General features: G+C 69.5%; 9 protein-coding genes. 6 read left to right on the top strand and 3 right to left on the bottom strand.

The features are described 5' to 3' along the window. The first annotated feature begins 105 nt into the window (after nt 1-105). From Q0654_RS07090 to Q0654_RS07105, 4 genes are all read left to right on the top strand, one after another. Complete coding sequence (locus tag Q0654_RS07090) at nt 106-2,295, top strand: bifunctional (p)ppGpp synthetase/guanosine-3',5'-bis(diphosphate) 3'-pyrophosphohydrolase (protein ID WP_343230125.1); 2,190 nt, start codon at nt 106-108, stop codon at nt 2,293-2,295. 52 nt (nt 2,296-2,347) lie between these two features. Further along, entirely contained in the window at nt 2,348-2,731 is a 384-nt protein-coding gene (locus Q0654_RS07095) for a RidA family protein (RefSeq protein WP_298852089.1), read from the top strand. A gap of 22 nt (nt 2,732-2,753) precedes the next feature. Further along, entirely contained in the window at nt 2,754-4,859 is a 2,106-nt protein-coding gene (gene recG, locus Q0654_RS07100; RefSeq protein WP_298852093.1) for an ATP-dependent DNA helicase RecG, read from the top strand. A gap of 201 nt (nt 4,860-5,060) precedes the next feature. Then, nucleotides 5,061-5,999 carry a nucleoside hydrolase gene (locus Q0654_RS07105; protein ID WP_298852095.1) on the top strand — a complete coding sequence of 313 codons (939 nt, stop codon included), beginning with the start codon at nt 5,061-5,063 and terminating at the stop codon, nt 5,997-5,999. Between the two features lie 22 nt (nt 6,000-6,021). Here the strand turns inward: Q0654_RS07105 and Q0654_RS07110 are convergent, their stop codons facing one another. Continuing rightward, nucleotides 6,022-9,402, bottom strand: coding sequence for a mechanosensitive ion channel domain-containing protein (locus Q0654_RS07110; protein WP_298852098.1), 3,381 nt, complete (start codon nt 9,400-9,402; stop codon nt 6,022-6,024). 75 nt (nt 9,403-9,477) lie between these two features. Between Q0654_RS07110 and Q0654_RS07115 the strand changes: the two genes are divergently transcribed. Beyond that, nucleotides 9,478-9,723, top strand: a complete 246-nt coding sequence (locus Q0654_RS07115) for a type B 50S ribosomal protein L31 (protein ID WP_298852100.1) — start codon at nt 9,478-9,480, stop codon at nt 9,721-9,723. A gap of 360 nt (nt 9,724-10,083) precedes the next feature. Then, nucleotides 10,084-11,379, top strand: a complete 1,296-nt coding sequence (locus Q0654_RS07120) for a citrate synthase (RefSeq protein WP_298852102.1) — start codon at nt 10,084-10,086, stop codon at nt 11,377-11,379. 92 nt (nt 11,380-11,471) lie between these two features. Here Q0654_RS07120 and Q0654_RS07125 read toward each other — a convergent pair whose 3' ends face one another. After that, on the bottom strand, nt 11,472-12,095 hold the full coding sequence (locus Q0654_RS07125; protein WP_298852105.1) for a hypothetical protein: 624 nt from the start codon (nt 12,093-12,095) through the stop codon (nt 11,472-11,474). 158 nt (nt 12,096-12,253) lie between these two features. Continuing rightward, entirely contained in the window at nt 12,254-14,734 is a 2,481-nt protein-coding gene (locus Q0654_RS07130) for a PBP1A family penicillin-binding protein (protein WP_298852108.1), read from the bottom strand. Between the last annotated feature and the right edge of the window lie 8 nt (nt 14,735-14,742).

Genomic DNA, 14,742 nt, shown 5'->3' on the forward strand with positions numbered 1-14,742 from the left:
CGAGGCTGCAGCTTGGCCCGCGCCAGGGAATTCCTGCCCGAACCGGCCCCAAACGCTTGCGCCAGCGCGCTTGCCGCCGGGTCGGGCGCTGTTTAGGCTCGCGTCATGCCCCCTTCTGCCCTAGCCAGCGCTGACGCGCCCTTCGACCCGTGTCCGGAGGCCATCGAGGCCCTCCTGGTCAAGCTGCGCCCCTACCTGCCGGCCGAGCAGATCCCCACGGTCAAGCGCGCCTACCACGTTGGTGCCGTGGCGCATGACGGCCAGACCCGCAAGAGTGGTGAGCCCTACATCACCCATCCGCTGGCGGTGGCCGGCATCCTCGCCGAGCTCGGCATGGACGTCGAAACCCTGTGCGCGGCGATCCTGCACGATGCGCTGGAAGACACCCAGCTCGGCCGCGAGGCGATCTCGGGCGAGTTCGGCGAAGCCGTGGCCGAACTGGTCGACGGCGTCACCAAGCTCGACAAGCTGAGCTTCCGCGATCGCAACGAGGCGATGGCCGAGAGCTTCCGCAAGATGCTGCTGGCCATGGCCCGCGACCTGCGGGTGATCCTGATCAAGCTCGCCGACCGCCTGCACAACATGCGCACGATCGGCTCGATGTCGGCGGAGTCGCGCCGCCGCATCGCCCGCGAAACCCTGGACATCTACGCGCCCATCGCCCAGCGCCTGGGCATGAACCGGATCAAGTCCGAGCTGCAGGACCTGGGCTTCCGCGCCATGCATCCCTGGCGACACGCGGTGATCGCGCGACGCATCGCGCAGCAGCCGGTGATGCGTCGCGAGGCGATGGCCACGATCGAGGCCGCGCTCTCGCAGAAGCTCAAGCAGGAAGGCCTGAAGCACCGCCTGGTCAGCCGGGTGAAAACGCCGCACAGCGTCTACAACAAGATGCGCCACGAGTACAAACCGCGCTCCGGCGAAGCGCGCGGCAAGCGCTTCGAGCGGGTGATGGACGTATTCGGCTTCCGCGTGGTGGTCGAGCAGACCATGCAGTGCTACCACGCCCTGGGCGCGGTGCACGCCCTGTACAAGCCGGTCGAGGCGCGCTTCCGCGACTTCATCGCGATTCCCAAGGCGAATGGCTACCAGAGCCTGCACACGGTGCTGTTCAGCCCCTACGGCTCGCACGTCGAGGTGCAGATCCGCACCGAGGACATGGACCTGCTGGCCGAGCGCGGCATCGCCGCGCACTGGCTGTACAAGACCGACGCCTCGCAGAACAGCAACAACAACGCCCAGAACCGCGCGCGCGCCTGGCTCTCCGAGCTGCTGGAATCGCAGCAGGACGCCGGCAGCTCGCTGGAGTTCCTGGAGAACGTCAAGGTCGACCTGTTCCCGGACGAGGTCTACATCTTCTCGCCCAAGGGTCGCATCTTCGCCCTGCCGCGCGGTGCGACCGTGCTCGACTTCGCCTACGCAGTGCACACCGACGTCGGCAACCGCGCGGTGGCCTCGCGCATCGACAAGAAGCTCGCCCCGCTGCGCACGCGCCTGACCAGCGGCCAGACGGTCGAGGTCATCACCGCGCCTTCCGCTGTGCCAAACCCGCAGTGGCTGGAGTTCGTGGTGTCCTCGCGCGCCCGCACGGCGATCCGCCACCACCTGAAGCGCCTGCAGCACGAGGATGCCGTCGAGCTCGGTCACCGCATGCTCGAAGCCGCGCTCGACGCCATCGAGGCCTCGCTGGAGCGGGTGCCGCCGGCGGTACTCGACCACTACCTTCAGGACAATCGCCTGCGCCGGCTGGAAGACCTGCTCGCCGACATCGCGCTCGGCAACCGCATGCCCCAGCAGGTGGCGCTGGCGCTGACCGAGGGTCGCCGCCCCGGGGAGCGTCGCTCGACCCCGCGGCTGGAGAAGATCCACATCAGCGGCGCCGGCCACGGTCTGCTCAGCTTTGCCGCCTGCTGCCGGCCGCTGCCGGGCGACGAGATCATGGGCTATCTGTCATCGGGCAAAGGGGTGGTCGTGCACCGCATGGAGTGCCCGAACCTGCCCGAGCTGCAGAAGAGCCCGGAGCGCTGGGTGCCGGTCGACTGGGACCGCGAGGTCGAAGGCGACTTCCGCGCCGGCCTGCGCGTCGAGGTGCTGAACAAGCCCGGCGTGCTTGCCCAGGTCGCAGCGGCGATCGCCGAAGCCGAATCGAATATCGACAACGTCGAATACCAGGAGCGCGACCTGCGCATGGCGGTGATGCACTTCGGCATCGAGGTGAAGCACCGCAAGCATCTGGCCGACGTGATGCGGCGCGTGCGCAAGCTGGACGTGGTGCTGGGCATCCAGCGCCTGTAGCGCCGCCGCTTCTCCATCTTCATCCCCGAATCCCGCGACGCAAGGAGCGCCCATGCCCCGCAATGCCATCCACTCCGACAAGGCGCCCGCCGCCATTGGCCCGTACTCGCAGGCCGTGCGCTGCGGCAACCTGGTCTTCCTTTCCGGCCAGATCCCGCTGTCGGCCAACACCGGCGAGCTGGTGCTGGGCGACATCGCCTTCCAGACCCGTCGCGTGTTCGAGAACCTGAAGGCCGTCTGCGAGGCCGCCGGCGGCTCGCTGGCCGACGTCGCCCGCATCGGCATCTACCTCACCGACCTCGGCCATTTCGCCACCGTCAACGCGGTGATGGCCGAATACTTCGAGGCGCCCTACCCGGCGCGCTCGACCATCGGCGTCTCGGCGCTGCCGCGCGGCGCGGCGGTCGAGGTCGACGCGGTGATGGTGCTCGGCTGAGCCCGGGCCTCCTGTTCAAGCCATGAACAGCCTCGCCGCGCGGCAGGGCATCGCGCATGCCGGCGAGGCCAGCGTGCGCGGCCTGCCGGGCGTCGGCCCGCAGGTCGCGCAGAAGCTCGCGGCCGCGGGCATCGAGCGCCTGCAGGACCTGTGGTTCTGGCTGCCGCGCAGCTACGAGGACCGCACCCGCGTCGCGCCGATCGCCAGCCTCGCCCACGGCGAGAGGGCCATGGTCGAGGGCCGCGTCGAAGCGGTGGAGAAGGGCTTCCGCTTCCGTCCGCAGCTGAAGGTCGCGATCAGCGACGACAGCGGCGACACCCTGGTGCTGCGCTTCTTCCACTTCCACGCCGGCCAGGTCGCGCAGTTCACGCACGGCGCCTGGGTGCGCTGCTACGGCGAGGCGCGCAATTCCGGCCTGTCGATGGAGATGGTTCACCCCAGCTATCGGCGGATCAGCGAATCCGAGCGCGGCGAAGTCTCGGAAAGGCTCGACCCGGTCTATCCGACGGTCGAGGGCATCGGCCCGGCGCGGCTCGCCCAGCTGGTGCACGCGGCCATCGACGCGCTGCCGCCGTCGGAGGAGTTCGAGCTGCTGCCCGCAGGCCTGCGCGCCGAGCTCAAGCTGCCCGACCTCGGTCGCGCCCTGCGCTTCGTGCATGCGCCCACGGTCGGCACCGATCTCGCCGCACTCAGCGACGGCCGCCATCCGGCGCGGCGCCGTCTGGCGCTGGAGGAGTTGCTCGCCCATCACCTGAGCCTGCGGCGCCAGCGCGTCGACCTGCGCCAGCAGGGCGCGCCGCCGCTGCGCGCGAGCGGTCGCTTGGCCCGAAGCCTGCGCGCACATCTGCCCTTCGCACTCACCGATGCGCAGGAGCGCGTGCTGGGCGAGGTGCTGCAGGACCTCGGCGCCAGCGAGCCCATGCTGCGACTGGTGCAGGGCGACGTCGGCTCCGGCAAGACCGTGGTCGCGGCGATGGCGGGCCTGCACGCGGTGGAGGCCGGCGCCCAGGTGGCGCTGATGGCGCCGACCGAACTGCTGGCCGAGCAGCACTTCAACAACTTCCGCGGCTGGCTGGAACCGTTGGGCGTGGAGGTCGTCTGGCTGGCCGGCAAGGTCAAGGGTCGCGCGCGCTCGGCCGCGCTCGCGCGCATTGCGGAAGGCGCCGGCGTGGTTGTCGGCACGCACGCGCTGATGCAGGAGGGCGTGGCCTTCGCCGGCCTCGGGCTCGCCATCATCGACGAGCAGCACCGCTTCGGCGTGCACCAGCGCCTCGCCCTGCGCGACAAGGGCCTGGTCGGCAGCCGCATCCCGCACCAGCTGGTGATGACCGCCACGCCGATCCCGCGCACGCTGGCGATGACTGCCTATGCGGACCTCGATGTCTCGGTGATCGACGCCCTGCCGCCCGGGCGCACGCCGGTGCAGACGGTGGCGCTGGGCGTGGAGCGCCGGCCCGAGCTGGTCGAGCGCATCCGCGCGGCCTGCGCCGAAGGGCGCCAGGTGTACTGGGTCTGCACCCTGATAGAGGACAGCGACGAGGTGCAGGCACAGGCCGCGCAGACCACCTACGAGCAGCTGCTGGCGCAGCTGCCCGAGGTGCGCGTCGCGCTGGTGCACGGGCGCATGAAGCCGGCCGAGAAGCAGGCGGTGATGCAGGCCTTCAAGGCCGGCGAGCTCCAGCTACTGGTCGCGACCACGGTGATCGAGGTCGGCGTCGACGTGCCGAACGCCAGCCTGATGGTGATCGAGAACGCCGAACGGCTGGGCCTGGCCCAGCTGCACCAGCTGCGCGGCCGGGTCGGCCGCGGTGCGGCCAAATCGAGCTGCGTGCTGCTGTACCAGTCGCCGCTGTCGCGGTTGGCGCGCGAGCGCCTCGACACCCTGCGCCAGACCAACGACGGCTTCGTCATCGCCGAAAAGGATCTCGAACTGCGCGGCCCGGGCGAACTGCTGGGCACCCGCCAGACCGGCCTCGTCGGTTTCCGCATCGCCGACCTTGGTCGTGATGCCGACCTGCTGCCGGCTGCGCAGCGGCTTGCCGACGCGCTGCTCGCCGACAGCCCCGAGCGCGCCGACCGCGTGATCGCCCGCTGGATCGGCGCCGCCGTCCGTTATGCAGGTGCTTAGGGTGGGCCCTGGCCCACCCTGACGTAATGTCTGGCGGTGGGCCCTGGCCCACCCTGACGTAATGTCTGGCGGTGGGCCCTGGCCCACCAGGGCCATGACACTCGCCCCGGTCAACTCTGCAGCCTTGGCCAAGCCACTCCCATCCGCCGGTCGGCCCATCGCCGACGCCAACGATTTCGAACCGCTCACATCGAGAACCCAGTGACCACCAAGCAGAAGCTTCTGATCGACACCGACCCCGGCGTGGATGACGCCCTCGCCCTGCTGATGGCCCTGCGCCATCCGCGCGCCGAGGTGGTGGGCATCACCGTCACCGCCGGCAACGTCGGCCTCACGCACACCACCCGCAACGCGCTGACCCTGGTCGAGCGCTGCGGGCTGGAGGTGCCGGTGTTCGTCGGCGCCGATCGGCCGTTGGTATGGCCGGCCGTCGATGCCGCCTATGTGCACGGCAGCGATGGCTTCGGCGATGCCGGTCTTGAGGCACCCACCCGGGCGGCGCAGAGCGAACACGCGGTGCAGGCGATCCTGCGGCTCTCGCGCGAATACGCGGGCGAACTCACCCTGGTGACGCTGGGGCCGCTGACCAATCTGGCGCTGGCCTTGCGCCTCGATCCTTCGCTGCCGGAGCGGATTCCACGCCTGGTGGTGATGGGCGCAGCGGTGACGGGCCTCGGCAACATCACGCCCAGCGCCGAGTTCAACATCTACTTCGATCCCGAAGCGGCCAAGGTGGTGTTCGACGCCTGGCCGGCCTTCGAGCTGGTCGACTGGGAGGCAACCCTGGCGCACGCCATGCCGGACGAGCAGTTCGGCCGCTGGCTGGCCGAGGGCGGCGAGCTCGCCCGCTTCTACGACATGATCTCGGCGCAGACCCGCGCCTTCATTCGCGCCCACCACGCCGACACCTTCCACAGCGCCGACGCGCTGGCGATGGCGGTGGTGCTGGAGCCCGAGATCGGCAGCGAGGTGCGCCTGCGCCGCATCGAGGTCGAAGTGGCGCAGGGCCTGTACCGCGGCGCCACCCGCGTCGACTGGGACAGCCGCGACCCGCGCGGCCCGAACGCCGCCATCGTCGGCCGTATCGATCCGCAGCGCCTGCAGGTCCTGCTGCGGAGGGCGATCGGGCTCGACGCCTGAGGGCCGGCGCGGGCTTTGCGGCTCAGACCGCCGGAGCCTCCGGCCGCTCATCGTTCGATGAGCGGCGACCCTCGGCCAGCGCGGCCGGCAGATCGCGCACGTGCAGGTCCATCTGCGGGAACGCGATCTCGATGCCCTGTTCGGCCAGCAGGGTGGCGACGCGACCATGCAGGTCGCTCTGCGCCAGCAGGCGCAGATCGATCGAAGGCACGAACACGCGCAGCTCGAAGTCGAGCGAGCTGGGGCCAAAGGCCATCAGCCAGGTGCGCGGCGGAGGCTCGGAGGTGATGTGCGGGCACTCGGCAGCGGCCTTCAGCAGCAGGCGGTGCACCTGCGCGACATCGCTGCCGTAGGCTACGCCGACCTTGACGATCAGCCGCGTCATCGAGTCGCTCAGCGTCCAGTTGGTCAGGCGGTCGGTGATGAAGGCCTTGTTCGGGATCACCACTTCCTTGTTGTCGAAGTCGAGGATGGTGGTGGCTCGCGTGCGGATGCGGGTGACCCGGCCGGTGAACTCGCCGATGGTGATGATGTCGCCGACCCGGAAGGGCCGCTCGAACAGCAGGATCAGGCCCGACACGAAGTTGGCGAAGATCTCCTGCAGGCCGAAGCCCAGGCCGACCGTCAGCGCCGCCGCCATCCACTGCAGCTGCGACCAGCGCATGCCGAGGAAGGACAGGCCCAGCAGCACGCCGACGATCACGATCGCGTAGCGCGCCAGGGTGGTGATCGCATAGCGGGTCGGCGCGTCGATGTGCACGCGGTTCAGCAGGCCGATCTCCAGCAGGCCGGGCAGGTTGCGTGCGGCCACCACGGTCAGCAGCAGGGCGGCGGCGCCGATCAGGGCCGCACGCAGCGACACCTGGCCAATGATGGCGCTGCCGTCGGCGGCCTTGTCCGAGAAGCTCCACAGGGCGATCTCGTCGAGCCGCTGCAGGGCCGGCAGGATGTCCGCCCACACCCAGAACAGCAGCACCACCAGGGCGCTGGCGCTGACCGCTCGCACCAGGCGCTGGGTCTGTGCGCTGATGCTCTGGATATCCATCTGCTCGGCCTCGCTCTCGACCGGCAGCTCACTGTCGCTGCTGTCCGCGCCATCTGCACGCTCGGCCTCGCGACGGGCCTCGGCGCGCTGCAGGGCGAGGCGGCGCTCGCCGAGCAGGAACCAGCGGCTCAGCAGGCCGTGCAGCAGGGACACCGCCAGCATCACTCCGCCGGTTTCCCACAGGCAGCGCACCAGCACGCCAGCGGTGAACACGTAGCCCTTGAGCGTCAGCGCGAGGATCAGCAGCAGCAGGGCGACCAGGGCGATACGCAGGGCCTGGCGCAGGCGCACCGGCTCGACCACGCCGCCGCGCGGACTCCATAGCCGGCCCGGCGCGAGCAGCCACCAGAACAAGCCACCACCGGTGATCGCGAACAGCATCAGCAAGCTGCGTCCGGCGGTGTCGATGGCGAGGTCCTGTCCGCGTACCAGGGCCAGCACGCTGAGCAGCTGCGCCGGCAGCAATACCCAGGCTGCGCGCGGCACCGCGGTGGCCAGCGCTTCGCGGCGGGCCCGGGTCCAGCGGAAGTGCGCATGCACCAGGCCGCGCTCGATCAGGCTCCAGCGCAGGAAGGTGAACAGGGCGATGCTGCCGGTCAGGGTCGCGAGCGCGATGCCGATCGAATGGGTGTAGCGACCGGGTTCGCCCGAGATCTGCAGCAGCCGGCCGCCGAGCCAGATCATCGCGGCCCAGGGCAGGGCAGCCAGGATGGTCCAGCCCAGTGCCTGCCACGTCAGCGCGTAGCGGTCCTCGCGAATGCGCCGCAGCGGCGGTGCCAACTCGGGCAGGCGCGCGCGCGCGCGCCGCTGCAGCACGAACAGCCCGAGCACCAGCAGCAGGCCCAGGAGGCTCGACCAGAAGCGTTCGGAGACGGTGTGCAGCACGCGTTCGACGCTGCTGCCGAGGCGAGGCGGATTGAGCAGATCGGACCAGCCAGCGCCCTGCTGGCGCAGCCAGTCGAGATCGACGCTGCGGTGGCTGGGAATCCAGAACAGCTGACGATCCAGCAGGGCCTTGAGCTGCAGGCTGGCTTCGAGCTGGCCTTCCAGCGTGACTTCGGCCTGCTCGATCCTCTCGATCAGGCGGCGCAGGGTGGTGTCGAGCCGTCGCAGCAGATCGCCACGGGTGCGGACCAGCGCTTGGACATCCTGCGTCGGCGCCGCCGCGCCCTGCAGTCCGGCGGCCTGCGGCGGCTCTTCGTCGGCGGCTGCCGCGTTCAACTCGTTTGCCAGGCTTTCCAGCCTGGGCTCCGCGTCCGCGACATCGAGCAGGCGCAGCCGCAGCTGCACCACTTCCTCGCGCAGCTCGGCGATCTGCCGGCGCAGAACCTCGGGCTGGGGAAGCCGCTGACGCTCGCGCAGCAGCACCGCGCCCACTGCCTCGCCGCTTGCGCCCAGCGCAACCCGCGACTCTGCGTCGCGCAGTGCGCGCTGCAGGCGCTCGCGCTCGCGCGCCAGCGTCGCCGTGTCCACGCGCATCGCGCTCAATCGACGGTTGGCCTGGGCATAGGTGCGACCCAGCTCGACGTTGGCGGCCGCCGCATCGGCCAGAGGCCGCGGTGCCTCCGCCAGCGCGAGCTGCTGCACGGCCAGCGCCGCTTCCAGGGCGCCCAGCTCGGCCTCGCCCCGCTCGCCCAGCTTCGACTGCAGCAGGGCCTCAAGCGGCTCCAGCATCTCCAGCTGTCGACGCAGCAGGCGTTGCTGCAGCAGCAGCGGCGCGCGTCGGGTGTCGATCGTTTCGGCGCGCACCTGCGCGTGCTCGAATTCGGCGAGGCGCAGCTCGCGTTCCGCCTCGATCTGTTCGCGCCCGACGCGATCGGCAAGGCCGCCATCGCCGGTGGTTTCCGCCAGCCGTTGGCTCAAGGCATCGATGCTTTCCTGCAGGCGCACCTGCGAGACGCCCGTGCCGGTGTCATTGGCGTCCAGCGCCGCGGTCACGGCCTGCAGCTCGCGCCGCAGCGGTTCGATGCGCGCCTGCAGCGCGCGCAACTCCTGTTCCAGCGACTCGGTGTCGTCGAGCGCGTCGATCCGGCGTCGACTGCGCTCGATGTCCGCCGATTCGTCACGGGCAAGTTCGCGCTCAAGTCGCTGGACCTCGGTCGCCGCACCGGCCGCAGCGGCGCGCAGTGCTTCGGTTTCCGCGCGCTTTCGCGTCGCCGCGCCCAGGTTCTGCTGGGCCGCGTCCAGGCTCGCCAGCAGGCCGCTGCGCTGGGATTCCTCCAGGCCCACTGTTTCCTGGACCTGGGTCTTCAGGGCGGCGGGATCCTCGGCGCGAGCGCCGCTGGCGGCTAAGCCGAGTAGAAACAGCAGACTTGCGCCCTTGAGGAAGGATGCGCAGCTCGGTCCTGGAGGCAGCATGCGAGGAGTGACTTGCAGGGGGCGGCGGCGAACGTTACCATGCCGCTCTTGTCTCGCCGAATTCCGGGCCGCGCCATGAAAGCCGACATCCACCCCAAGTACAATCCGGTCGTGTTCCAGGACGTGTCCTGCGACTTCTCCTTCCTGACCCGCTCCACGCTGACCAGCAAGGAGACGATCAAGTGGGAAGACGGCCAGGAGTATCCGCTGATCAAGGTGGAAATCTCCGCTGAGTCCCACCCGTTCTACACGGGCAAGCAGAAGATCGTCGATACCGGCGGCCGCATCGACAAGTTCCGTCGCCGCTACGCCCAGAAGTAATCCCCCCACAGGGTTTCGTCTCCAGGCCTGGCAGCCTTCCGGCTGCCGGGCCTGTTGCCGTTTCCGGAGCCGGCCAATGCGCCCTGCGCAGCGCTGAGGCGACCCTGCGCTTCACCAAAGTTGGACTGACCCTCACAGGCCTGCGTGGCATACTTCGACGGTCTTTCAACAGCGCTGCCCTGATGCGCGGGCGTCGTCCGGATGCGTGCCACGCACCGCACTCGGGCCCAGCTCTTGCTTGCATGCGCGTCGGGAATGCGCGGGGACTCCCCCAGGGCAGGCCCGCTGCAGTGTGAGCGCTCCGCAGAGACGGTTGCCGCCGCATTTCCTCCCCAGATAACACGCACCAAGGAGTTAGCCGTGTCCGAGAGCCAGAGCCTCACGCTCACCGATTCCGCTGCCGGCAAGAGCGCCGAGTTTCCCCTGCTGCGCGGCACGCTCGGCGCGCCCTGCGTCGACATCGGCAAGCTGCCGAAGGAAACAGGCTACTTCACCTATGATCCGGGCTTCGTCGCCACTGCCAGCTGCCGCAGCGCGATCACCTACATCGACGGTGATCAGGGCGTGCTGCTGTACCGCGGCTACCCCATCGAGCAGCTGGCCAAGCATTCGAGCTTCCTGGAGGTCGCCTACCTGCTGATGCAGGGCGAGCTGCCGACCGCGGCCGAGTTCAAGAGCTTCGAGCACGAGGTCACGCATCACACGATGATGCACGAGGCCCTGAAGAACTTCCTCGGCGGCTTCCGCCACGATGCGCACCCGATGGCCATGCTGTGCGGCATGATCGGCTCGCTCGCGGCCTTCTACCACGACAGCCTGGACATGGAAGACCCGGCCCAGCGTCGCCTGGCGGCGATCCGCCTGATCGCCAAGGTGCCGACCATTGCAGCCGCCTGCTACCGCTATTCGATCGGCTGGCCCAACCGCTATCCGCGCAACAACCTCGAGTACGTCAACCGCTTCCTGCACATGATGTTCGAGGTCCCCTCGGGCCCGCTGGAGCTGCCGCCCGTGGCCGCCAAGGCGCTGGATCTGCTGTTCATCCTGCACGCCGACCACGAGCAGAACGCCTCGACCTCGACCGTGCGCCTGGTCGGCTCCACCGGCGCCAACCCCTATGCCTGCGTGGCCGCCGGCATCGCCGCCCTGTGGGGCCCGGCGCATGGCGGTGCCAACGAGGCAGTGCTGAAGATGCTGGAGGAGATCGGTCGCCCCGAGGATGTCGCCAAGGCTGTCGAGAAGGCGAAGGACAAGAACTCCGGCTTCCGCCTGATGGGCTTCGGCCACCGCGTCTACAAGAACTACGACCCGCGCGCCTCGATCATCCGCGAGATGACCCACAAGGTGCTGGCCGACCTCGGCGTCAACGATCCGCTGCTCGAGGTGGCGATGAAGCTGGAAGAGGCTGCCCTGAAGGACGACTACTTCGTCGCCCGCAAGCTCTACCCGAACGTCGACTTCTACTCGGGCCTGATCTACAAGGCGCTGAACATTCCGACCGAGATGTTCACGGTGATGTTCGCGATCGCCCGCACCGCCGGCTGGGTCAGCCACTGGCTCGAGCAGCAGAACGATCCGGAAGCCAAGATCGGCCGCCCGCGCCAGATCTACACCGGCGCCAACGTGCGCGATTACGCGCCGATCAGCGCCCGCTGAGCATCGCGCTATCCGCGTCGCGCAAATGCCCACCGCGAGGTGGGCGTTTGCGTTGCAGCAGCAGCCAATGGCGCACGGGCTCGGTCGGTGGCTCAGCCGCCCGCGTCGATCAGGTCGCGCAGCGCGGACAGCGAAGCGCGCTTCATCGGCCGATCGTCGATGCGGTCAAGGGGCGCTTGCCTCAAGGCATCGCGGGGCAGCACGGTGAGGTCGAACGGTAGGCCGTCGGCGTTGAAGACGTAAACCGGATACACCGCGCTGCGCTCGCGGTCCAGGCGCAGCCGGCGGCTCTGCTGTTCGACCGGAATGCCGTGCTCCTGCAGGAAGTGGCCAACGGTATCCGCCTCGTCGCAGAACAGGTGCAGGCAGACCGCCGAGCGCTGGTCGGCGGAACCGTCGAGCACAGCCCCGACCAATCGGGGATCGAAGCGTTCGAAGAAGCGCATCGCCTCCAGCGCAGCCTCGCGACGTTCGCGCAGCGCCTGCGGCTGTTCGCTGGCCTGGAACAGGCGCTGGTACTCGCGCAGCGCGACTTCGATCTCGGCATTGCGCGGCAGCGCGCCCTCGTCGGTGACGCCAAGCCTGGCCGCGGCGCGGCGCTTGGCGACGTTGTAGTCGCGGATGCCGCCTTCGGCCATCAGGCGCGCGGCTTCGAAGGCGAGCCGTTGACGGGCTTCTCGCGTGCGGGTGCGGGCGTGCTCGGCGGCATGTCGCATGAGGTTCCCCGGTGCGGTCGCGGTTTTCCGAGCATAGCCGAGAGACTTGATCGCGTGCGCATGCGCGCCGTGACCGCGAGGGAGTGGGCGCGGACGTGGCACCCTTCCGCCGCACGCTGGCTGGGGTGGGACTCAGGCGCCACCGGCGCTGCGCGGGCTCAGAAGATGTCGAAACTCTCCTGCGCATTCAGCGCGCGCTCGTCGGCAGGTGCGGTCCGCTGCAGACGGGCGATGTCCTCGACCCGGATCAGCTCGGGCAGTGCGCCCGGCGTGCCAGGCGGCAGCAGGACGCCCGTGGCCGGGTCGATGCTCACGGTGGCAATGCCGGACGGCTGGGTGAGCCGCGTTTCCGGCACCTCAGCCAGGGCGCCACGCATGTACTCGATCCAGATCGGCAGCGCCGCGCGCGCGCCGAACTCGCCGCGGCCAAGCGAGGCGAAATCGTCCATACCCACCCAGGCGGCGACGGCCTGGCCGCCGCCCACGCCCACGAACCACGCATCGCGGTGGTCATTGGTGCTGCCGGTCTTGCCGCCGATATCACCGCGGTTGAGGACCAGCGCATTGCGCCCGGTGCCGCGTCGGACGACGTCGCGCAGCAGCGAGTTGACCAGGTAGGCGGTGCGCGCATCGATGCGGCGCGGCGCCAGCACGGGCTCTTCTTCGCCGGCTGCCGAGGCACCTTCGATGGTCGCGCTGTCGGCGGGCGTGGCCGAGGCCTGCGCAGGGCCAAGGTCGAAGCCTGTGTCGCTGCTGCGATCGAGCTCCTCGCGCAGGCGCTGCGGGCAATCGCGGCAGGCCCTGGCTGGATTGGCCTGGTAGACCACGTTGCCGTCGCGATCCTCGATGCGGTCGATGAAATAGGGATCGACGAGATAGCCGCCGTTCTCGAACAGGGTGTAGCCGCGGGCCATGGCCAGAGGCGGCGTCGAGCTGGTGCCCAGCGCCAGCGACAGGTTCTCGGGCAGGCTCTCGGGCGAGAAGCCGAAGCCCTGGATGTAGCGCCGGGCGAAGCTGGCGCCGATGGCGTCCAGCAGGCGCACCGATACCAGGTTGCGCGAGGTCACCATGGCCTCGCGCAGGCGCATCGGCCCGGCGAAGGTCGCGTTGTCGTTCTGCGGACGCCAGGTCGTGCCGTCGTGCTGGCGGAACACCACCGGTGCATCGAGCACGATCGAGCCGGGGCCATAGCCGCGCTCGAAGGCCGCTGCGTAGACGAAGGGCTTGAAGCTTGAACCGGGCTGCCGCTGCGCCTGGGTCGCGCGATTGAACTTGTTCAGGGCGAAGCTGAATCCGCCCACCAGCGCGCGGACCGCGCCGGATTCGGCATCGACCGCGGCCAGGGCCCCCTGGGCCTTGGGCACTTGCGAGAGCTGGTAGGCGCCTTCGGCGTCCAGCTCCACCCGCACCACGTCGCCCACCGACAGCACCGCGTCGACCGCGCGCGGAGCGGGTCCACGGCGATCCTCGTCGAGGAAGGGTCGCGCCCATGCCACCTGTTCCAAGCCGAGCTCCACCAGTTGCCCGTCGCGCAGGATCAGCTGCGCGCGTTCGGTCGAGCTTTCCAGCACGAGGCCTGCGTGCAGGCCCGCTACCGTCGGGTAGTCACGCAGCAGGCGCTGAAGTTGTGCAGGAGTGGCCGCGTCGGGCACGTCGACGCTCGACTCGGCGCCGCGCCAGCCGTGGCGGCGGTCGTAGTCGAGCAGGGCCTGACGCAGGCCGCGATTGGCTGCAGCCTGGCCTGCACTGTGCAGGGTCGTGAAGACGCGGTGGCCGTCGGACATGGCGTCGGCGCCAAAACGCTCGACCGCGTCGGCCCGCGCGATCTCCGCAACATAGGGCGCTTCCAGTTCGACGGCGGGTTCGTTCGCCCGCGCGGTGTCCGGCGTCGCCTGCGCTGCGCGCAGGCTGGCCTCATCGATGAAGCCGACCTCGTGCATCCGCTGCAGGATGTAGTCACGCCGGATCCGCGCCCGCTCCGGGTTGGTCAGCGGATTGCCGCTGGACGGGAACTTGGGGATACCGGCCAACATCGCCGCCTCATGCAGTTCGAGGTCCTGCAGTTCCTTGCCGTAGTAGAACTCGGCGGCGGCAGCGATCCCATAAGCGCGGTTGCCGAAGAAACTCTTGTTCAGATAGAGCTCAAGGATCTCGTCCTTGCTGAGCTCGCGCTCCATCTTGAGCGCCAGGAAGATCTCGGTGAGCTTGCGGCTGTAGCTGTACTCGGCGCTCAGGAAGAAGTTGCGCGCCACCTGCTGGGTGATGGTGCTGCCGCCCGGGACGCGTTCGCGATCGCTGGTGGCCAGCAGCCAGACCGCACGGGTGATGCCGCGCCAGTCGATGCCGGGATGCTCGTAAAAGCGCGCGTCTTCGATGGCGATCACCGCCTGCTTGACCTGTTCGGGGATCTGGTCGATGGCGGCAGGCTTGCGTCGGGCCTCGCCGAACACGGCCATCAGCTTGCCGTCGGCCGAGTACACCGACAGGGGCACCTGCAGGCGGACGTCGCGCAGGACCTGCACGTCAGGCAGGGTCGGTGCGATCAGCCACCAGGCCACGCCGAGCGCGCCCAGGCCGAGCGCGCCAAACAGGAGCCCGAGCACGAGGGCCCAGCGCAAAAGGCGTCGAAACAGGCGCATCCGCGGCG

It is taken from the genome of uncultured Aquimonas sp., assembly GCF_937888285.1.
In the GTDB taxonomy this organism is placed as follows: Bacteria; Pseudomonadota; Gammaproteobacteria; order Xanthomonadales; family Xanthomonadaceae; genus Aquimonas.

Bases quoted from the DNA above. Each gene is read 5' to 3' on its own strand.
- Q0654_RS07115 (WP_298852100.1), top strand. From the start codon at position 9,478: ATGAAAGCCGACATCCACCCCAAGTACAATCCGGTCGTGTTCCAGGAC.
- Q0654_RS07095 (WP_298852089.1), top strand. From the start codon at position 2,348: ATGCCCCGCAATGCCATCCACTCCGACAAGGCGCCCGCCGCCATTGGC.
- Q0654_RS07125 (WP_298852105.1), bottom strand. From the start codon at position 12,095: ATGCGACATGCCGCCGAGCACGCCCGCACCCGCACGCGAGAAGCCCGT.
- recG (WP_298852093.1), top strand. From the start codon at position 2,754: ATGAACAGCCTCGCCGCGCGGCAGGGCATCGCGCATGCCGGCGAGGCC.
- Q0654_RS07130 (WP_298852108.1), bottom strand. From the start codon at position 14,734: ATGCGCCTGTTTCGACGCCTTTTGCGCTGGGCCCTCGTGCTCGGGCTC.
- Q0654_RS07090 (WP_343230125.1), top strand. From the start codon at position 106: ATGCCCCCTTCTGCCCTAGCCAGCGCTGACGCGCCCTTCGACCCGTGT.
- Q0654_RS07110 (WP_298852098.1), bottom strand. From the start codon at position 9,402: ATGCTGCCTCCAGGACCGAGCTGCGCATCCTTCCTCAAGGGCGCAAGT.